This window comes from Kitasatospora sp. NEAU-CNBT7, from assembly GCF_057220535.1.
In genome coordinates, this window is the sequence record NZ_JBXQQB010000017.1 from 116,190 (window position 1) to 135,272 (window position 19,083).

General features: G+C 76.2%; 19 protein-coding genes. 12 read left to right on the forward strand and 7 right to left on the reverse strand.

Going from position 1 to position 19,083, the window contains the following annotated elements:
- Window positions 1–188 precede the first annotated feature (188 nt).
- Together AC2TEW_RS22380 and AC2TEW_RS22385 are read left to right on the forward strand one after the other, a co-directional pair.
- Window positions 189–626: an Lrp/AsnC family transcriptional regulator gene (locus tag AC2TEW_RS22380; protein ID WP_199520432.1), complete on the forward strand. Its 438-nt coding sequence runs from the start codon at window positions 189–191 to the stop codon at window positions 624–626.
- A gap of 99 nt (window positions 627–725) precedes the next feature.
- Window positions 726–1,253 (forward strand): SMI1/KNR4 family protein, encoded by a 528-nt coding sequence (locus tag AC2TEW_RS22385; protein WP_484625106.1) that lies wholly within the window; start codon window positions 726–728, stop codon window positions 1,251–1,253.
- Between the two features lie 24 nt (window positions 1,254–1,277).
- On the opposite strand, the gene AC2TEW_RS22390 is transcribed toward AC2TEW_RS22385, so the two are convergent.
- The 3 genes from AC2TEW_RS22390 to AC2TEW_RS22400 form a co-directional block, all read right to left on the reverse strand.
- Window positions 1,278–1,679, reverse strand: coding sequence for a RidA family protein (locus AC2TEW_RS22390; RefSeq protein ID WP_368666614.1), 402 nt, complete (start codon window positions 1,677–1,679; stop codon window positions 1,278–1,280).
- 81 nt (window positions 1,680–1,760) lie between these two features.
- Window positions 1,761–2,513 (reverse strand): IclR family transcriptional regulator, encoded by a 753-nt coding sequence (locus tag AC2TEW_RS22395; RefSeq protein WP_484625107.1) that lies wholly within the window; start codon window positions 2,511–2,513, stop codon window positions 1,761–1,763.
- Entirely contained in the window at window positions 2,510–3,532 is a 1,023-nt protein-coding gene (locus AC2TEW_RS22400; RefSeq protein ID WP_484625108.1) for a sugar kinase, read from the reverse strand. The genes AC2TEW_RS22395 and AC2TEW_RS22400 overlap by 4 nt, the downstream gene beginning before the upstream one ends.
- 122 nt (window positions 3,533–3,654) lie before the next feature.
- On the opposite strand from AC2TEW_RS22400, the gene AC2TEW_RS22405 reads away from it, so the two are divergent.
- The 5 genes from AC2TEW_RS22405 (at window position 3,655) to AC2TEW_RS22425 (ending at window position 11,660) form a co-directional block, all read left to right on the forward strand.
- Window positions 3,655–4,908: an alanine racemase gene (locus AC2TEW_RS22405; RefSeq protein ID WP_484625109.1), complete on the forward strand. Its 1,254-nt coding sequence runs from the start codon at window positions 3,655–3,657 to the stop codon at window positions 4,906–4,908.
- Complete coding sequence (locus tag AC2TEW_RS22410; protein ID WP_484625110.1) at window positions 4,908–6,500, forward strand: N-acyl-D-amino-acid deacylase family protein; 1,593 nt, start codon at window positions 4,908–4,910, stop codon at window positions 6,498–6,500. The genes AC2TEW_RS22405 and AC2TEW_RS22410 overlap by 1 nt, the downstream gene beginning before the upstream one ends.
- The gene (locus AC2TEW_RS22415) at window positions 6,497–7,108 is read left to right on the forward strand and encodes a bifunctional 4-hydroxy-2-oxoglutarate aldolase/2-dehydro-3-deoxy-phosphogluconate aldolase (protein ID WP_484625111.1); all 612 of its coding nucleotides are present in this window, start codon (window positions 6,497–6,499) and stop codon (window positions 7,106–7,108) included. Before AC2TEW_RS22410 ends, AC2TEW_RS22415 begins: the two co-directional genes overlap by 4 nt.
- Window positions 7,109–8,049: 941 nt before the next feature.
- Window positions 8,050–8,823 carry an ABC transporter ATP-binding protein gene (locus AC2TEW_RS22420; RefSeq protein ID WP_484625112.1) on the forward strand — a complete coding sequence of 258 codons (774 nt, stop codon included), beginning with the start codon at window positions 8,050–8,052 and terminating at the stop codon, window positions 8,821–8,823.
- The gene (locus AC2TEW_RS22425) at window positions 8,820–11,660 is read left to right on the forward strand and encodes an FtsX-like permease family protein (protein ID WP_484625113.1); all 2,841 of its coding nucleotides are present in this window, start codon (window positions 8,820–8,822) and stop codon (window positions 11,658–11,660) included. Before AC2TEW_RS22420 ends, AC2TEW_RS22425 begins: the two co-directional genes overlap by 4 nt.
- 76 nt (window positions 11,661–11,736) lie before the next feature.
- On the opposite strand, the gene AC2TEW_RS22430 is transcribed toward AC2TEW_RS22425, so the two are convergent.
- Window positions 11,737–12,078, reverse strand: a complete 342-nt coding sequence (locus AC2TEW_RS22430) for a barstar family protein (RefSeq protein WP_484625114.1) — start codon at window positions 12,076–12,078, stop codon at window positions 11,737–11,739.
- Between the two features lie 136 nt (window positions 12,079–12,214).
- Here AC2TEW_RS22430 and AC2TEW_RS22435 point away from each other — a divergent pair, with 136 nt between their 5' ends.
- Together AC2TEW_RS22435 and cspE are read left to right on the forward strand one after the other, a co-directional pair.
- A complete protein-coding gene (locus AC2TEW_RS22435) occupies window positions 12,215–12,778 on the forward strand; it encodes a DoxX family protein (protein ID WP_484625115.1) in 564 nt (187 codons plus the stop codon).
- A 124-nt stretch (window positions 12,779–12,902) separates the two neighbouring features.
- The gene (gene cspE / locus AC2TEW_RS22440; protein ID WP_033824473.1) at window positions 12,903–13,112 is read left to right on the forward strand and encodes a transcription antiterminator/RNA stability regulator CspE; all 210 of its coding nucleotides are present in this window, start codon (window positions 12,903–12,905) and stop codon (window positions 13,110–13,112) included.
- A gap of 68 nt (window positions 13,113–13,180) precedes the next feature.
- Here cspE and AC2TEW_RS22445 read toward each other — a convergent pair whose 3' ends face one another.
- Entirely contained in the window at window positions 13,181–14,233 is a 1,053-nt protein-coding gene (locus AC2TEW_RS22445) for a C40 family peptidase (RefSeq protein WP_484625116.1), read from the reverse strand.
- 126 nt (window positions 14,234–14,359) lie between these two features.
- Between AC2TEW_RS22445 and AC2TEW_RS22450 the strand changes: the two genes are divergently transcribed.
- Window positions 14,360–14,698, forward strand: coding sequence for a hypothetical protein (locus AC2TEW_RS22450; protein WP_484625117.1), 339 nt, complete (start codon window positions 14,360–14,362; stop codon window positions 14,696–14,698).
- Window positions 14,699–14,733: 35 nt separating this feature from the next.
- On the opposite strand, the gene AC2TEW_RS22455 is transcribed toward AC2TEW_RS22450, so the two are convergent.
- Both AC2TEW_RS22455 and AC2TEW_RS22460 read right to left on the reverse strand, forming a co-directional pair.
- Complete coding sequence (locus tag AC2TEW_RS22455) at window positions 14,734–15,618, reverse strand: M48 family metalloprotease (RefSeq protein ID WP_484625118.1); 885 nt, start codon at window positions 15,616–15,618, stop codon at window positions 14,734–14,736.
- The gene (locus AC2TEW_RS22460) at window positions 15,615–16,055 is read right to left on the reverse strand and encodes a BlaI/MecI/CopY family transcriptional regulator (protein WP_484625119.1); all 441 of its coding nucleotides are present in this window, start codon (window positions 16,053–16,055) and stop codon (window positions 15,615–15,617) included. Before AC2TEW_RS22460 ends, AC2TEW_RS22455 begins: the two co-directional genes overlap by 4 nt.
- A 205-nt stretch (window positions 16,056–16,260) precedes the next feature.
- On the opposite strand from AC2TEW_RS22460, the gene AC2TEW_RS22465 reads away from it, so the two are divergent.
- Together AC2TEW_RS22465 and AC2TEW_RS22470 are read left to right on the forward strand one after the other, a co-directional pair.
- Window positions 16,261–16,839 (forward strand): hypothetical protein, encoded by a 579-nt coding sequence (locus tag AC2TEW_RS22465; RefSeq protein ID WP_484625120.1) that lies wholly within the window; start codon window positions 16,261–16,263, stop codon window positions 16,837–16,839.
- Window positions 16,840–17,186: 347 nt separating this feature from the next.
- Window positions 17,187–18,995, forward strand: coding sequence for a glycosyl hydrolase family 18 protein (locus AC2TEW_RS22470; protein ID WP_484625121.1), 1,809 nt, complete (start codon window positions 17,187–17,189; stop codon window positions 18,993–18,995).
- Window positions 18,996–19,083: the final 88 nt, after the last annotated feature.

The following is a 19,083-nucleotide window of genomic DNA, read 5'->3' on the forward strand; positions in this document are numbered from 1 at the left end:
CGGCGGGGTGGCACCTATTGTGCGGTGGCGCGCGCTGGTCTTGAATGGGCGACGGGCATCCGATGCGGCTGTCAGCCTTGCGGACGCAAGCCGTTCGCCGGGTTCGGCCTTCCGAACGCAAAGCCGGATCCGACAAACCGCGACCGCCGGCGGATGGGGCCGGTGCCCGCCGACCGGAGGGAGCCGTGATGGACGCCGTGGACCGCCTGCTGCTGGCCGAACTGCAGGCCGACGCCCGCCTCTCCTACAACGAGCTCTCCCGCCGGGTGAACCTCTCCGCGCCCGCCGTCGCCGAACGGGTCCGCCGGCTGGAGGCCGACGGGGTGATCGCCGGGTACCACGCGCACATCGACCCGGCCCGGGCCGGGGTGGCCGTGATGGCCCTGGTATCGATCCAGTGCTACGGCCCGCGCTGCCTGCTGCGGGACCCTGCGGTGCCGGACTGGCCCGAGGTCCTCCAGCTGCACCGGGTGACCGGCGGCGCCTGCTGCACCCTGCTGATCGGCGTCGCCGACATGGCCGCCTTCGAGCGGCTGATCGACCGGCTGGCCGGCTACGGCCAGCCGGCCAGCTCGATGATCCTCTCCAGCCCGGTGCCCTGGCGCCCGCTGATCGCCCCGGGCTGAGCGGCGCGTCCCGGGGCGCCCGTCCCGCGCGCCCGGCCGGGCGACCGGCGCCGCACGCCGGTCCGGCGCGACCCGTCGGACACGGGCTAGCCTGCCGCCATGACGATCACCGACGACCGGACCCTCCCCGCAGCCCTCGCCGAGGTGGCCGAGGTGGCCGGGTCCGCCTTCGACTACGCCGAGGACGGCATCGACTACGAGCCGTTCGACGCCTTCCTGACGGCCGAGGACACCGCCGACTGGCTGCTGTCCTGGACCGGGAACCCCGAGGCCGACGCCGCCGCGTTCCGGGTGTTCGGCCAGGACGGCACCGGTGGCTACGCCGCCTTCTGGCTGGTGCGCCCGGGCCGGCCGGTGGCCGAGCAGCCGGTGGTCTTCCTCGGTTCCGAGGGCGAGGCGGGGGTGGCGGCCGGTTCGCTGGCCGACCTGCTGTGGCTGCTGGCCGCCGGGCTCGGCCCGCTGGAGGCGGTCGAGTACCCGGACCGGCCGGAGCACCCGATGCCCGCGCTGGCCGCGATCGCCGGACGCCACGCGCCCGGAGCCCGGCGTCCCGCGGCCGAGATCGTCGCCGCCGCGCAGGCCGAGTTCCCCGGTTTCGAGGAGTACGTCGACGGCCTCTGCGCCTGACGGCGGGCCCCGCCCGGAGGCGGCTCAGCCGATGTACGCCTGGGCGTCGATCTCCACCAGCATCGCCTCGTGCGGCAGTTCCACGAAGACGGTGGTGCGGCAGGGCTTCACCCCGCCCTCGGGCAGGTGACGCGCGATGAACTCGCCGTAGACCTCGTTCATCGGACCGAAGTCCTCCCGCTTGGTCAGGTAGACCCGGAACATCAGCACGTCCTCGACGGTCGCGCCGCCCGCCTCCAGCACCGCCCGGACGTTCTCCAGCGTCCGCAGGGTCTGCGCCTTCACGTCCCCCGGGTACAGGTACGCGGAGGTGGCCGGGTCCTGCGGGCCCTGCCCGGAGACCTGCAGCAGCGGCCCCTTGCGGACGCCCTGGGAGAACACCCAGGCGGGGGCGGGCGCGCCGTCGGTACGGACCTCGGTCTTCATCTGCATCGCTCCAGTCGGTCGGGTCGGGTCGTTGGTTCGGGTCGGTCGTGCGATCCGGCGGTGGGTCGGCCGGTCGGCCGGTCAGCCGGCGGGCCGGTGGCCGCAGTCGGCGGAGATGGCGGCGGCGGTGGCCAGCAGTTGCGGCAGCAGCGCCAGCACCCCCTCGTACGGCAGCAGCACGTCCGGCACCGACAGCGAGGCGGCCGCGACCACCCGGCCGGTGGCGTCCCGGACGGGCGCGGCCACGCAGTTGATGAACGACTCGTGCTCGGCGCGGTCCCGGGCCCAGCCCCGTTCGGCCACCCGGTCCAGCTCGGACAGCAGCGCCTCGGGCGTGGTCAGGGTGTTCGCGGTGAACGGCGTCAGCTCGATCCCCGCCACCACCCTGCGCCGCTCGGCCGGGGGGAGCCCGGCCAGCAGCACCTTGGACACCGCGGCGCAGTGCAGCGCGGCCCGCAGCCCGATCCGGGAGTACATCCGCACCGGGTGCCGGGAGTCGTACTTGTCGATGTAGACCACCTCGCCGCCCTCGTAGGCGGCCAGGTGCACGGTCTGGCCGGTGGCCGCGTTCAGCTCGCGCAGGTGCCCGGCGGCCACCGTCCGCACCCCGCGCTGCTCCAGCGCCTGGCCGGCCAGCGCGAACAGCTGCGGGCCCAGCCGGTAGCGGTGGGCGGCGTCGCGCTGCACCACCCGGGCCTCCTCCATCGGCCGCAGCAGCCGCAGCGCGGTGCTCTTGTGCGCGTCCAGGACGGCCGCCAGCTGCTCCAGGGTCCGTTCGCCCTCGGCGAGTTCGGCCAGCAGCCGCATCGCGCGGGCGACCGTCGTGCTGCTCACCGGGCGCCGTCCGGGTGGAAACCGGCCGCGTCCACCCGGACGGCGGCCCAGCCGGCCTCGTCCGCGGCGAGCAGCCGGTCGACCGTCTCCGGCGGCGGCGGGACGGCGAGGTCGCCCCGGTGGGTCAGCGCCGCGGCCGCGGTCAGGTGCCCGAGCCGCAGCCGGCCGCGTTCGGGCAGGCCGCGCAGGACGCCCGCCAGGTAGCCGGCGGCGAAGCCGTCCCCGGCGCCGGTCGGCTCCACCACCTCGACCCGCAGGGCCGGTTCGGCGAGGGTGGAGCCGTCCGGGGCGATGGCGGTCGAGCGGTGCCCGTCGTCCTTGAGCACCAGCACCTCGGGCCGCGGCAGCAGCCTGCGCAGGGCCGCCGGGTCGTCGGTGCCGAGCACCTCGCGGGCCTCGTCGGCGCCCAGCAGCACGATCTGCGAACCGTTCATCAGGAACCGCAGCGCCTGCCGGTCCCGGCCGGCCCACAGCGCGGGCCGCCAGTTGAGGTCGAAGCTGATCCGGCGGCCCGGTACCGCCAGCAGTGAGCGCACCAGGCGGTGGCAGCTGTCGGAGAGCGCGGGGGTGATGCCGGTCAGGTGGATCAGGCTCGCGCCGTCCAGCAGCGGCGCGGCCACCGGGTCGGCCAGCACCTCGGGGCCCATCGCGGAGGCGGCCGAGCCGCGCCGGTAGTAGTGCAGGCGGCTGCGGCCGGCGCCCAGGTCGTACGGGTGGCCGTCGCCCGCGCCGGTCTCCTTGAGGTAGAGGCCGGTGGGGCGGTCGGGGTCGACGGACACCGCCGAGGTGTCGACGCCGTGCGCGGCGATCCGGGCCACCAGGCTGCGGCCGAGGCCGTCCGCGCCGACCCGGCTGATCCAGGCGGCGCCGACGCCGAGCGCGGCCAGGGCGCAGGCGACGTTGGACTCCGCGCCGCCGAAGCCGCGCCGGAAGGTCTCGGCGTCCTCCAGCGGCCCGGTCCGTTCCGGCATCAGCACGGCCATCGACTCACCGAGACAGACGGCGGCGGGGGTGGTCACCGGGCGGCTCCAGACGGGCGGGGGCGGGGTCGTTGACCAGTGGTCTGGACCTGAGGTTAGATCACGTCCACAGCCTGTGCAACGACCGTTGCGGATAACGCAACAGAGAAGGGGTGGTCCCGGTGGAGTCCATCGACCGTGCCAGGGTGGCGGCGCTCGCCGAGGAGCGGCTGGACTGGCGGTTCAAGGCCGCGCCGGCCGCCGCCGCGGGCCGGACCGTCGCCGAGTACCTGGCCACCGGCCCGACCCTGGACGACCTCGGCACCCCGCTGGTCACCCTCGACGCGGGCGCCCTCGACCACAACCTGCGCACCATGGCGGACTGGTGCGAACGCGCCGGCGTGGAGCTCGCCCCGCACGGCAAGACCTCGATGGCCCCCGCGCTGTGGCAGCGCCACCTCGACGCCGGGGCCGTCGCGATCACCCTGGCCAACCTGCCGCAGCTGCGCGTCGGCCGCGCCTTCGGCCTGCGCCGGATCCACCTGGCCAACTCCCTGCTCGACCCGGCCGGCCTGCGCTGGCTGACCGGCGAACTCGCCGCCGACCCGGAGTTCCGGTTCGCCTGCTGGGTCGACTCCACCGACTCCGTCGCCCTGATGGACCGGGCGCTGCGCGGCGCCCCGGCCCCGGTCGACGTCTGCGTCGAACTCGGTGCCCGCGGCGGCCGGACCGGCGCCCGCACCGTCGCCGAGGCCGTCGAGGTGGCCGACGCCGTGCTCGCCGCGCCCGGCCTGCGGCTGGCCGGGGTCAGCGGCTACGAGGGACCGCTCGGCCCGGACGGCTCGGACGACTCGGTCGCCACCGTCATCCGCTACCTCGCCCACCTCGCCGAGCTGCACCACGAGCTGACCGGCCGGTACGAGACCGAGGAGGTCTGGGTCACGGCCGGCGGCAGCGCCTTCTTCGACACCGTCGCGGACCACCTCGCGCCGCTGGCCGGGCCGCGCACCCGGGTGGTGCTGCGCTCCGGCGCGTACGCCGCCCACGACGACGGCTTCTACCGCGGCATCTCGCCGTTCGGCCGGACCCCGGACGCCGAACCCTTCCGGGCCGCCCTGCACGGCTGGGCCCGGGTGGTCTCCCGGCCCGAGCCCGCCCTCGCCCTGCTGGACGGCGGCCGCCGCGACCTGCCGTACGACCTGGGCCTGCCGCAGCCGCAACTGGTGCGCGGCCGGGGCCCGCTGACCGGAACCGTCAGCGCGCTCAACGACCAGCACGCGTTCCTGCGCGACGCCGACGTGCGGATCGGCGACGTCGTACGGCTCGGCATCTCGCACCCGTGCACCGCCTTCGACAAGTGGACCCTGATCCCGGTGCTCGACTCCGCCGACGCCGAAGTCCCGCGCGTGGTCGACCTGGTGAGGACCTTCTTCTGATGCCGGACCTGCTGATCCGGGGCGCCTGGATCATCGACGGCACCGGAGCCGGCCGCCGCCGCGCCGACCTCGCCGTCACCGGCGGCGTGATCACCGAACCCGACGGCACCCCCGCCGCCCGCACCATCGACGCCGACGGACTGGTGCTGGCCCCCGGCTTCATCGACATGCACGCCCACTCCGACCTGGCCGTCCTCACCGAGCCGGCGCACCTCGCCAAGGTCGGCCAGGGCGTCACCTCGGAGGTGCTCGGCCAGGACGGCCTGTCCTACGCGCCGGTGGACGACGACACCCTGGACCGGCTGCGCCGCCAACTCGCCGGCTGGAACGGCGATCCGGACGGCTTCGCCTGGAACTGGCGCACCGTCGGCCAGTACCTCGACCGGCTGGACGCCTCCGGCCTCGCCGCCAACGCCTGCTACCTGGTCCCGCACGGCACCCTGCGCGCGCTGGCCGTCGGCTGGGAGGACCGGCCCGCCACCGCGGCGGAGCTCGACCGGATGCGGACGCTGCTCGCCCAGGGGCTGCGCGAGGGCGCGGTCGGCCTGTCCAGCGGACTCACCTACACCCCCGGCATGTACGCCCCGACCGCCGAACTCACCGAACTGTGCCGGGTGGTGGCCGCGCACGGCGGCTACCACTGCCCGCACACCCGCTCGTACGGCGCCGGGGCGCTGGCCGCCTACGCCGAGATGATCGAGGTCTCCCGGCGCAGCGGCGCCCCGCTCCACCTCACCCACGCCACCATGAACTTCGGCGTCAACGAGGGCCGCGCCGAGGAGTTCCTGGCACTGGTGGACGCCGCCCTGGCCGACGGCCTGGACCTCAGCCTGGACAGCTACCCGTATCTGCCGGGCTCCACCACGCTGGCCGCGCTGCTGCCCTCCTGGTCCACCGAGGGCGGCCCGGACCGCACCCTGGAACGGCTGGCCGACCCGGGCGCCCGGGCGCGGATCCGGGTCGACATGGAGGAGTCCGGCAGCGACGGCTGCCACGGGGTGGTCGCCGACTGGGCCGCCGTCCAGATCTCGGGGGTGCGCGACCCGCGTCTGGCCGACCGGGTCGGCCGAACGGTCGCCGAACTGGCCGGCGACGGCGGGGCCACCGAGGCCTTCCTCGACCTGCTGCTGGCCGACCGGCTCGGCACCACCATCCTCCAGCACGTCGGCCACGAACCGAACGTCCGCGCCATCATGCGGCACCGGGTGCACACCGCGGGCAGCGACGGGCTGCTCACCGGTGCCCGCCCGCACCCCCGGGCCTGGGGCACCTTCCCGCGCTACCTCGGCCACTACGCGCGCGAGTTGGGCGTGCTCACGCTGGAAGGGGCGGTGGCCAGGATGACCGGCCGGCCGGCCCGCCGGCTCGGTCTGCACCGGCGCGGGCTGATCCGCCGGGGGTACGCCGCCGACCTGGTGCTGTTCGACCCGATGACGGTCCGCGACACCGCCACCTTCGAGGCGCCGCGGCAGCCCGCAGCCGGCCTCCCGTACGTGTTCGTCAACGGCACCGCCGTGATCGACGACTCCCGGCCGACCGGCGCCCTGCCGGGCCGCACCCTGCGCCGCCGACCCACCGGAGAGACCCGATGACCGTCCTTCGCCCGCTCGCCGCGGACCGCGTGATAGCCGTGGTCCGCGCCCCGGCGATCCCCGACGCCGCCGCGCTGTGCGCCGCCCTCGCCGAGGGCGGCATCCGCTGGGTGGAGTTCACCTTCACCACGCCGGGCGTCACCGCGCACCTGCGCCGGGCGGTGGCGGCCGGCACCGGCTGCCGGATCGGGGTGGGCACGGTGCTCACCGCCACCGCGGCCGCGCAGGCCGTCGACGCGGGCGCCGAGTACCTGGTGACGCCGGGGCTGCGGCCCGAGGTGGCGGCGGTGAGCACGGTCCCGGTGATCATGGGCGCGCTGACGCCCACCGAGGTCGCGGCCGCGGTCGACCTGGACGCGGCCGCCGTCAAGATCTTCCCCGCCCGCGCCTTCGGGCCCGGCTACCTGAGGGACCTGCACGGCCCGTTCCCCGGCACGCCGTTGATCGCCTCCGGCGGGGTGAGTGCCGACAACGCCGCCGAGTTCCTGGCCGCCGGTGCGCTGGCGGTGTGCGCGGGCAGCGAGGTGGTGACCCCGGCCCTGGTCGCCGCGGGCCGCTGGCGGGAGATCACCGACCGCGCCCGCGCGTTCACCGCCGCCTTGGACTGAGCCCGGCCCGTTCGCCGGCGTGGGGCGGGGCCGCCTCCGGCGGGGTGCGTGGCGCCCGTACCGCCCGGCTGGGCCTTCGGCTCCGCCGGTGCGGTGGTTCGGCACTGTGCCCGGGCCGGTCCCCGGCGCGCGGCGGGGCCGCCTCCGGCGGCGTGCGTCCGCTGAGGCCGCTGACGTCCTGACGGCCGGTGCGGTCGGCGCGGTCGGGGTCTGTGCGGGCGCCGAGGCGGTGAACCGCGCGCCGGTCGCCGCGGGCTCCGCCGGTGCGGCGGTTGGGTGTTGAGCCCGCCGCGGCCAGGCCCCTGGCGTGCGGCGGGGCCGCCTCCGGCGGGGTGCGTTGCTCCCGTACCGCCCGGCTGGGCCTTCGGCTCCGCCGGTGCGGTGGTTCGGCACTGTGCCCGGGCCGGTCCCCGGCGCGCGGCGGGGCCGCCTCCGGCGGGGTGTGTGCCGCTGAGGCCGCTGACGTCGTGGCGGCCGGTGCGGTCGGGGCGTGTGCGGGCGCCGAGGCGGTGAACCGCGCGCCGGTCGCCGCGGGCTCCGCGGCTGCGGCGGTTGGGTGTTGAGCCCGCCGCGGCCCGGTCCCCGGCGTGCGGCGGGGCCGCCTCCGGCGGGGTGCGTTGCGCCCGTACCGCCCGGCTGGGCCTTCGGCTCCGCCGGTGCGGTGGTTCGGCGCTGTGCGCGGGCCAGCCCGTTCCCTGGCGTGCGGCGGGGCCGCCTCCGGCGGGCTGCGCGCCGCCCGTACCGCCCGGCTGCGCGCCGCCCGTACCGCCCGGCCGTGCGCCGTTCGCCGGGCCTTCGGCTCCGCCGTTGTTGACCTTGCCGCCCATGGGCATACCGGGTATACATACTCGGTATGCGCTACCGTCGGGGCCACCCGGCGACGCGGCAGGCACCGAGGGGGGCGGCCGCGCACAGCGCCCGTACGCGAGGAGAACCGAAGAGTGACGACACAGCACAGGGAACCCGGGGGCGCCGTCCTGCACCTGCAGGGGGTGTCCCGGGTGCACGGCCGCGGCGCGGCCCAGGTCCACGCGCTCAGCGGCGTCGACCTGGCCGTCCGCCCCGGCGAGTTCGTCGCGGTGATGGGCCCCAGCGGCTCCGGCAAGTCCACCCTGCTCGCCCTCGCCGGCGGCCTGGACCGGGCCACCTCCGGCCAGGTGGTGATCGAGGGCCGCCCGCTGGGGTCGCTCTCCCGCAACGCCGTCGCCGCCGTCCGCCGCCGCTCGGTCGGCTACGTCTTCCAGGACTACAACCTGATCCCCGCCCTGACCGCCGCCGAGAACGTCGCCATCCCGCGCGAACTCGACGGCGCCGCCGGCCGGACCGCCCGCACCGAGGCGCTCGCCGCCCTCGACGAACTCGGCATCGCCGACCTCGCCGACCGCTTCCCGGACGAGCTGTCCGGCGGCCAGCAGCAGCGGGTGGCCATCGCCCGGGCGCTCATCGGCGACCGCCGCCTGGTCCTCGCCGACGAACCCACCGGCGCCCTCGACTCCGCCACCGGCGAAGCCGTCCTGTCCGTGCTGCGCTCCCGCTGCGCCGCCGGGGCCGCCACCGTCATGGTCACCCACGAGCCCCGGCACGCGAACTGGGCGGACCGGGTGGTCGTGCTGCACGACGGCCGGATCACCGACCCCGCCGAGGCCACCGGCCCCGCCGCCCCGACCGGCCCCGCCGCCCCGACCGCCCCCGGCGCCCACGGCGGTGCCCGGTGAAGCTCTCCGCCTGGCGGGCCGCCCTGCGGATCGCCCGCCGCGACGCCCTGCGGGCCAAGGGCCGCAGCGCCCTGGTGATCGCCATGGTCGCGCTCCCCGTGCTCGGCGTCACCGCCGCCGACATCACCGCCCGCAGCGGCCGGCTGACCCCGCAGGAGCAGGCGACCCGGGTGATGGGATCCGCCGACGCGTACGTGGCCGCCCGGCAGCCCGGCTGGCGGCTCCAGCAGTCGCCGGACCCGGCCGGTGACGTCCAGGTGCTGTCGCAGCGCGGCGCCAAACCCACCCCGACCGAGGAGGAGGCGGCCCGGGCCGGCCAGCCCCTCGACCGGCTGGTCGAAGCCGCCCTCCCGCGCGGCGCCGTCCTGCTGCCCGTCGAGACACCCGCCGGCTACGTCGGCACCAGCACCGCCTACGGGCAGCTGCCCGTGCAGGCGTACGGCGTCGACCTGGGCGCCCCGGCCGCCCGCGGCCTGACCACCCTGCGCGAGGGCGCCTGGCCGTCCGGCGGCCACGAGGTCGCGGCGACCACCGCCTTCCTGGAGCACGCGGGGCTGAAGGTCGGCCAGCAGACCACCCTGGCCGGGACCACCCAGCCGCTGCGGATCACCGCCGCCGTCGAGTACCCGGGCGACCTGGGCGTCGACCGCCTGATCGGCCGGCCGGGCGAGCTGTCCGGGCTGCTCGAACCCGTCCTGAACGCCGCCGGCCGGTCCACGGCGAACGACCCGGCCGCCCACGGCTGGCTGGTCACCGTCCCCGGCGGCGGTGGACTCGGCTGGCAGGACGTCCAGCACGCCAACGCGTACGGCTTCACGGTCGCCTCCCGCACCGTGCTGGCCGACCCGCCGCCGGACCGCGAGGTCCCGCTCTACCGCGACGGCTCCCGTTCCCACACCGAGGCCGTGCTCGCCGCCGACAAGAAGTCCACGGTGGCCGCCACCGTGGTCGGCATGGCCCTGCTGGAGATGGTGCTGCTGGCCGGGCCGGCCTTCGCGGTCGGCGCCCGGCGCTCCCGCCGGCAGCTCGGCCTGATCGCGGCCGGCGGCGGTGAGCGCTCGCACGTACGCGGCGTGGTGCTGGCCGGCGGCGTGGTGCTGGGCGGGGCCGGCGCACTGGCCGGCGCCGGACTCGGCACCCTGGCGGTGGCGCTCGGCCGGCCCTGGCTGGAGAGCCGCTCCGGGGCCCGCTTCGGCCACTTCGCGGTCGAGCCCGCCGACCTGCTCGGGATCACCGCGATCGGCCTGCTGACGGCCGTCCTCGCGGCGGTCGTCCCGGCCGTCCAGGCGGCCCGGCAGGACGTGGCCGCCTCCCTCGCGGACCGCGGCACCGTCCGCCCGCCGGCCCGCTGGCTCACCCTGCTCGGCGCCACGACGGTGCTGGCCGGCGCGGCGCTCGCCCTGCTCGGCGCCACCAGCGGCTACCGCACCCGGGTGGTGGCGGCGGGCTCCGTGCTCGCCGAACTCGGCCTGGTGCTGTGCGTGCCCTTCCTGGTGGGGCGGCTCGGCCGGCTCGCCCGACTGCTCCCGCTCGGCCCCCGGCTGGCGCTGCGCGACGCCGGCCGCCACCGCGGCCGCACCGCGCCCGCCGTCGCGGCGGTGATGGCGGCGGTGGCCGGTGCGGTGGCGGTGCTGACCTTCCAGTCCGGCACCGAGGCGGCGGCCCGCGCCGGTTACGCGCCGTCGGCCCCGGCCGGCGCCGTCACCCTGCGGGTCCAGGCCGGCGACCCGGCCGGTCCGCGGGCCGCGGTCGAGCGCTCGGTGCCCGGCCTCGGCCCGCGCGCCGACCTGCAGACGGTCGGCTACGGCGCCTGCGACGGTACGCCGGACAGCTTCTGCGGCCGGATCACCCTGACCACCCCGGCGGAGAACCTCTGCCCGCCGGTGTCCGGCCTGCCGGCCAACAGCTACGGCGCCCGGATCACCACCGAGAACGCCGAGCGGCTGCTGGCGACCGACCCGCGGTGCCGGCCGGCCGTCGCCCCGGACGCCCGGACGTTCGGCGAACTGGTCGCGGGCGACGCCGCAGTCCTGCACAACCTGCTCGGCGCGGACGCGCCCGAGGCGGCCGCCGCGCTGGCCGAGGGCCGGGTGGTGGTCCTCGACCCCGCCCTGGTCAAGGACGGCTCGGTGGCCCTCGCACTCACCCGCTTCGGCGCCACGGGACCGGAGGGCAACACCGCCTCCACGCTCACCCTGCCGGCCGTGGCGGCCAAGGCCGAGGTGCCCTCGGTCCGGGCCGTGCTCTCGCCGGACGCGGCCCGGCGGGCCGGTCTCGTCCTCACCCCCGCGGGCTCGGTGTGGCGGCCCGCGCAGGCACCGACCGCGGCCGCCGAACAGCGGGCGGCCGCCGCGGTCACCGCGGACGGCATCCGCAACGACCTGCGGGTCGAGCGCGGCTACCGGGGCGGCCACGACGACGTGGTGGCGCTCGGCCTCGGGGTCGCCGCCTCGGTGGTGGCCCTCGCCGCGGCCGGAATCGCCAGCGGCCTGGCGGCCGCGGACTCCCAGCGCGACCTCGCCACCCTGGCGGCGGTCGGCGCCGGTACCCGGATCCGGCGCAGGCTCTCCGGTCTGCAGTGCGCCCTGATCGCCGCCGTCGGCGCGGTGCTCGGCACGGCGGCCGGCCTGCTGCCCGCCGCCGCCGTCCAGCAGGTGCAGAACGCGGGCGCGGTGGCCTCGGTCGACCCCACCGGCGGGATCGAACTCGGCACCCACCCGATGGTGCTGCCGTGGCCCTACCTGGCCGCCGTGCTGGTCGGGCTGCCGCTGCTCTCCTGGGCGCTCGCCGCCGGACTCACCCGCTCCCGGGTCGCGATGGCCCGCCGGGCGGACTGACCGGGGCGGGGCAGCCGGGGGATCACGAGGGCCCGCAGGACGCGCCCTCGGAGGGCGGGGGGCGGTCCGGTTCCGTTCAGCGGAGCAGGACCGTCACCCCGCCCTCCTCCAGCACCGCCACGATCGCCTCGAAGTAGCTGGGCCCGCCGCCCCCTGCCGCCGCCCCGGGCCACCCGGCCAGCCGCCGGCGGGCCACCTGGGCGTCCTCCCACTCCAGCACGTACGGCGGCACCGGCCCGTAGCCGCCGCGCAGGCAGTCGGCGAGCGCGTCGAGGTTCCGGCCGTAGTAGCCGCCCGGAGCCCCGACCGCGCGGCCGAGCGCCGTCCAGAACGCGGCCGGGTCGGTCACGTCCGCGCCGGACAGCCGGTAGACCGGCAGGTCAGCGGGGTGGGCCGGGGTCGTCGGGTGGTCGGGCACGGCGCTCCAGGGTCGGACGGATCGGGCTACGGATTAGCCCGAATGGCGGTCCCGGGTCGAGCGGCCCCGGCGGCTGGGCTGGGATGGGAAGGACGGACGCGGCGCCGGCCGTGCCACCTGACCCAGGGGCGTCACCATGACCAGTCTGTACCGCAAGGACCTCGGCCTGCTGGCCCTGCGCACCGCCGTCGGCGGTGTCCTCGTCGCCCACGGCACGCAGAAGCTGTTCGGCTGGTTCGGCGGCGGCGGCCTGGAGGGCACCGCCCAGGCCATGGAACACATGGGCTTCGAGCCCGGCCGGCAGAGCGCCATCGCCTCCGGGCTCGGCGAGGCGGGCGGCGGCGCGATGCTGGTGCTGGGCCTCGCCACCCCCGTCGCCGGGTCGGTGGTCGCCGGCACCATGGCCGGTGCGATCTCCGTGCACGCGCCGGCCGGCTTCTTCGTCACCAGCGGCGGCTTCGAGTACCCGGCCCTGCTCGGCGCCTGCGGCCTCTCGCTCGGTGTGGCGGGCGCCGGGCGCTACTCGCTGGACCACGCGCTCGGCCACACCGTGGACCGGCCCTGGCTCGGGGTGCTCGCCTTCACCGCCGCCGCGCTCGGCGCCGTGGCGGTGGTGACCCGCCGTCAGGACGTGGTCCGGCGGCGGGAGGCCCGGGCCGCCGACGAGGCCGCCGACCAGGCGGGCACCGGACTCTCCTGACCGCCCGCCCGGGGCGCGGACGGCGGCCGCCGCGGCGGTCCCCGTTAGCCGGGCCCTCCCGCTGGGCATGATCGCGTCGGCGCGACCGCCGGCCCCCCCCGACGCGTGCGCGAGGAGAGCTCCGATGGCGAAGATCAAGGGCCAGGTCAAGTGGTTCAACGAGACGAAGGGCTTCGGCTTCATCGCACCCGAGGACGGCAGCAAGGACGTGTTCGTCCACTTCTCGGCGATCCAGGGCAACGGCTTCAAGACCCTCGCCGAGGGCCAGCACGTGGAGTTCGAGATCCAGGACGGCCAGAAGGGCCCGAGCGCGGTCAACGTCTCCGCGCTCTGAGCCCCGCGCTCTGAGCCCCCCGCTGTGAGGCCCCCGCCCTGCCCGCCCGGGCAGGGCGGGCCGCGGCGTCAGTAGCGGACCGCACCCGCGTACGGCATCACGTCGACGCCGACGATCTCCACGGTCTTGCCGGTGCGCGGGGCGTGCAGCAGCTTCCCGTCCCCCAGGTAGATGCCGACGTGGTGCAGGTCCGCGTAGTAGAACACCAGGTCACCGGGCTGGAGCTGGCTCTTGGCGATCTTCTGGCCGGCCGCGAACTGGGCCTGCGAGGTACGCGGCAGCGACACCCCGCCCGCCGCGAACGCCTTCAGCGTCAGCCCCGAGCAGTCGTACGAGCCGGGGCCGGTGGCGCCGTACACGTAGGGCTTGCCGAGCTGGGCGTGGGCGAACTCGAGGATGTCCTTGGTGCGCCCGGTGGCCGGGCCGGTGTACGGGGTGCGGGCGCTGCTGCGGGAGGCGGCGGGCTGGTCGCCGGCCAGCACCCGGGCCCGCTCGCCCGCCTTGAGGCCGCCCAGGATCCGCTGGACCTCGGCGAGCCGGCCCTGAACCTCGGCCTTCTTGGCCGCCGCGGCCTGCCGGGCGCCGTCGAGTTCACCGAGCCGGCCGGCGGTCTCGGCGCGCAACTGGTCGAGGCGGCGCTGCTGGCCCTTGAGCTGCTCCAGGGCGCCGAGCTGGGTGGCGGCCGCGGTGTCCTGGCGGCCGGCGCTCTCCAGGTAGTCGTCCGCGTCCGAGGTCAGCATCAGACGCACGGCCGGGTCGAGGCCGCCGGAGCGGTACTGGGCGGCGGCCACCGCGCCGAGGGTCTCCCGCAGCGCGTTGAACTTCCCCTGCTGAACGGCGAGTTCCTCTTGGAGGGTGCCGGTGCGGGCCTGCAGCTGCTGCTGGCGCTCCTGGAGCCCGTTGTACTGCTCGGTGGCCGCCTCCGCCTCCTCGTACAGCGTGTCCACCTGCCGCTGGACCTGTTCCGAGGGCTTGGGCTCGGCGTGCGCGGCGACCGCCGGCAGCAGCAGGGCGCCCCCCGCGCCGAGGGCCAGGGCCCCGAGGCGGCGCCGTCCGGCGGGGGAGGGGAGGCGGTGCTGGCCCATGTGGTGCTGCTCCCTGGGGTCGGGTCGATCGCTCACTACTAATCTCCTAAGCAAATTAGTAGGAACTCGCCCCGAAAGGCAAGCCGTCGCAGCCCTTGGCCCGGGCCGGGCCCGCGCCGATGATGGGGGTGCAGTCGACGGGCGATGCGGGGGAGGCGGGCCGTGGCACCGACCGAGGACCGCGCCGGTGAGCTGGTCGGCGCGCTGGTGCTGATCTCGGTCGGCGGTGTCTGCCTCTTCCTGGGCCTGCCCGACGACGGCCCGGTCACCTGCCACGGCGAGCCGATGGGGACCGACGACTTCTGCGGCCCGGTCGCGGGGCGGGTGATCACCGCTACCGGCGCGCCCCCACCGGGCAACTACTCCTCGGTCGCCGAGCAGCAGCACGCCGCGACCCCGGCCGCCATCTGGCTGGGTGTCGTCCTGCTGCTGCTCGGCCTGGGGTCGCTGCTGTCGGCGCTCAAGGCGTACGCGGACCGGCCCCCGGACCCGGGGAGTTGAGCCGACCGGCGGTCGGACGGGGCGGCGCGGGCGGCTCAGAGCAGGTGCGGCAGGCAGGCCAGTACCGGCGGCACCCCGGCCGTCAGTGCGGCCGCCGCCACACCGAGCACGACCAGCGTGCGCGGCGGGCGCGGCTGCCGGGCGGCCAGCCGGCCGGCCCGGGCCAGCGCGTGGTGTCCGGCGGTGAGTGCGGTGGACGGTGCCGGACCGGCCGCGACCACACTCATCGCGCCGGCCAGCGCCCGGACGGAGTGCCCGCGCAGCGCCCGGTCGTCGGCGGCCATCTCCAGCAGGGCCCGGGTCTCCTCCTCGACCAGCCGGCCGAGCGGCAGCGGGGCGAAGCTGCGGGCGAAGGCCTCGGCCGCGCAGGCCGCCAGGTGGTGGCGGCCGGTCAGGTGGCCCTGTTCGTGGGCGAGGGCGGCGGCCAGCTGCTCGGGGGTCAGCGCGTCCAGGGCGCCCCGGCTGACCACCACCCGCCGCCGGCGCCCGGGCAGGCAGTAGACGGTGGGCGCCGGGTGCTCCAGCACCAGGGCGCCGGGGACCAGGTCGCGTCGGCCGGCCAGGTCGAGCAGGGTCCGGTGCCGGGCGCGTCCGCGGGCGGCCGCCGCCAGCCGCCGGGCGAACAGCGCGGCCGGCACCAGGACGACCGCCAGCGCCGCCGCGAGCGCCAGCCGGGACACCGTCTCGGCCGGGGCGGACAGGCCGCACAGGTGCAGCAGCCGGTCGTGGTGGTGCGGAGCGGGGTCGACCAGCTGCCGGACGCCCAGCGCGACCGCGGCGACGGCCGACACCCCGAGCGCCTGCCAGGCCAGCACGCCGAGCACCGGCGCCCGCCGGGTCCAGGCGGCGCCGGCCAGCCGCCGCGGCAGCACGGCCGCGACGGTGACGGCCCAGGCGGCCAGCAGCAGGGCGGCGGTCACGGCCGGGCTCCGGCGCCGCCGCCCGCGGGCCCGCCCGTACCGGGGCCATCCGCGCCGGGCCCGTCCGCGCCGGGCCCGCTCTCCGTCAGGCCGGCCAGCGCCCGGCGCAGCGCGGCGAGCTCCGCGGGGGAGATCTGCTCGACGAACCGGGCCAGCGCGGCGGGGGTGTCCGGGGTGCCGCCGAGGGCCTCGCGCATCAGCTCGGCGGTGTAGGACTCGCGGCTGCGGGTGGGCGCGTAGACCCAGGCCCGGCCGGACTTCTCCCGGCTCAGCAGGCCCTTGGTGTGCAGGATGTCGGCGACGGTGAGCACCGTGGTGTACGCGACCGGACGGTGCAGGTTGAGGTCGTCCACGACCTCGCGGACGGTGGCCGGGCGGCCCCAGCCCCAGAGCCGGTCCATGATCTCCGCCTCCAGCTCGCCGAGCTTGCGCGCCACCGCGGTACCTCTTCCGTCGCCTGCCGGGCCGCCCCGGCCGTCCGCGTCATGGTATGCGCCCGCGGGACCCGGGCGGCCCGGGGTGTGCCGGTCCGGGGTGGCCGTCGCTCACCCGAACCGCTCACCCGAACCGCTCTGCCGGGTGGCCGGTGGCGGGGGGCGGGCCAAGGGTGGTGGGCGGGGGCCAGCCGAGTGAGGAGTGGTCATGGAGCGTCGGATCGTGCCGGGTCGTGGGAGCGGGTCAGGGCGCCGGGCCGCGGTGACGGCGGTGGCGGTGGTGGCCGCGCTGGTGGGCGGAGCCGCACTGTCGGCCTGCTCCTCGAGCACGAGCCCGTCGCCGACGGTGTCCTCGGCGCTGCAGTCCGGACTGTCGGCGGCCGCCTCGGCCGCCGGGTCGGCGGCCCAGAGCCTCGCCTCCGGCGCGGGCTCCGCGGCGGCCTCGGCGGCGGGTTCCGCCGTGTCCTCGGCGGCGGCGGCCGCGTCCTCGGCGCTCTCCAGCGTCAAGGGCGGGCTGGACGCGAAGAGCGACATCTCGCTCGGCTCGGTCACCTCGGCCTCCGACGGCCACCTGCAGGTGCCGATCACCGTGAAGAACACCGGCTCCCAGGGCTACCAGTACACGGTGCAGGTCAACTTCAACGACGCCAGCGGCAACCTGCTGGACGTGGTGCTGGTGAACGTGCCGGAGGTGACGGCCGGCGGTACCGCGCAGGCGACCGCGACCACCAACCGGACGCTGTCGGGGACGGTCAAGGCGGAGGTCGCCTCCGCGCTGCGGTACTGACCCGGCGCTGACCCGGCACGCGGTCCCGGGGGTGCCCAACCTTAAGGGCGGCTCAAGGGGCAAGTGGTGGTCTTGACGGCGGAGTTGGTCTAGTCCATTTTTATGGCCAGGTGCAGGGAGCCCCTGGGCCGGCGCCGGAGGTCCTGGACCTCCGGCGCCGGTTCGGCTTATCCGGGCGCCCGTCCACCGGCTCGACCCGCTCCATCCGCTCCATCCGCTCCACCCGTTGACGCAGTACGAAGGCCCCGCTCGATTCCACTGTCATGCCCCTGACGCCACGGCCCCACCCCGGAGCGTCGCACCCGCGGGGCGTGGCGGGATCCCCCACGACCAGGAGTCACGCAGCCATGCATCGTTCCGTTCCCGCCCCCCGGCCGCAGGGCCGGCGGCGGTCCAAGAGCCTGACGGCTCTGGTGGCCGGCACCGCCGCCTCCGCCCTCCTCGGCACCGCCCTCGCCCTGACCTCGGGCGCCACCGCCCAGGCCGCGCCGACCAACTCCACCGGCGCCCCCGCGACCAGCGGCGGCATCAAGGTCGCCTACTTCGACCAGTGGTCGATCTACGGCAACGCGTACTACCCGAAGACCATCCAGGACACCGGCGTGGCCGGGAAGCTGGACTACCTGATCTACGACTTCGCCAACATCAACCCGACCACGCTGTCGTGTTTCGAGGCGACCAAGGCCGCCTCCCAGGACGAGAACAACCCCAGCGCCGGTGACGGCGCGGCGGACGCGTTCGCGGACTACCAGAAGAGCTTCGGCGCGGACATCTCGGTCGACGGGGTGGCGGACGCCTGGGGCCAGCCCATCGCGGGCAACTTCAACCAGCTGAAGAAGCTGAAGGCGAAGAACCCCAACCTCAAGGTGCTGCTGTCGATCGGCGGCTGGACCTACTCCAAGTACTTCTCCGACGCGGCCGCCACCGACGCCTCGCGCAAGAAGCTGGTCTCCTCCTGCCTCGACATGTTCATCAAGGGCAACCTGCCCGTCGACGCGGGGTACGGCGGCGCCGGCTCGGCGGCCGGGATCTTCGACGGCATCGACATCGACTGGGAGTACCCGGGCGGCGGCGGCCACCTCGGCAACCACGAGAGCGCGAGCGACAAGCAGAACTTCACCAAGCTGCTGGCCGAGTTCCGCACCCAGCTCGACGCCCAGGGCGCGGCCGACCACAAGACGTACGCGCTCGCCGCGGCGGTCGGCGCCGGCCAGGACAAGATCAAGAACATCGAGACGGACAAGGTCGGCCAGTACCTGACCTTCCTGGACGTCATGACCTACGACATGCACGGCGGTTGGGAGGCGCAGGGCCCGACCAACCACCAGGCGCCGCTCTACTCCGGCCCGAACGACCCGATGACGCCGATCCCGGGCGGCACCGGCAAGTACTCGATCGACGCCGCCATCAAGGCCTGGACCGTCGGCGACCCGCAGTACGGCATCGCGGGCGGCTTCCCCGCCAACAAGATCAACATGGGGATCCCGTTCTACTACCGCGGCTGGACCGGCGTGCCCAACAACGGCAAGAACGGCCTGTTCCAGAGCGCGACCGGTCCGGCCGCCGGTGCGGCGATGTCCGGCAGCGTCCCCGGCATCCAGATGTACAAGGAGCTCGCGGGCTTCGTCGACAACCCGGCCAGGACCTTCTGGGACGACCAGGCGAAGGCCACCTACTTCTACGACGGCACCACCTTCTGGAGCGGTGAGGACGCCAAGTCGATCCAGGCCAAGGTCGACTACGCGCACTGCAACGGCCTCGGCGGCTCGTTCGCCTTCTCGCTGTACGACATGGGCACCAAGACGGCCCTGTTCGACAAGATGGTGACCGCCACCAACGGCTCCGCGGCCGACTGCCCGGCGGCCCCGAGCAGCCCCTCGCCGTCCGCCACCTCGGCCTCGCCGAGCGCCTCGGCCTCCCCGTCGACCTCGGCCTCGCCGTCCTCCTCGCCGTCGACCTCGGCGTCCCCGTCGAGCTCGCCGACCACGCCCGGCACCTGCACCGCGCCGAGCTGGAACGCCGCCACCGTGTACGCCACGGCCGGCACCAAGGTCAGCTGGAAGGGCCACAACTACACCAACAAGTGGTGGACCACCAACGAGGACCCCACGCTCAGCGGCCAGTGGGGCGTGTGGACCGACAACGGCGCCTGCTGAACCACTGACCAACCGTGCAACTGAGCGCCCGGCCGGGACCCGGCCGGGCGCTTCGCGCGTCCGGTGTCCCGGCGGAGGTGGGCGCTCG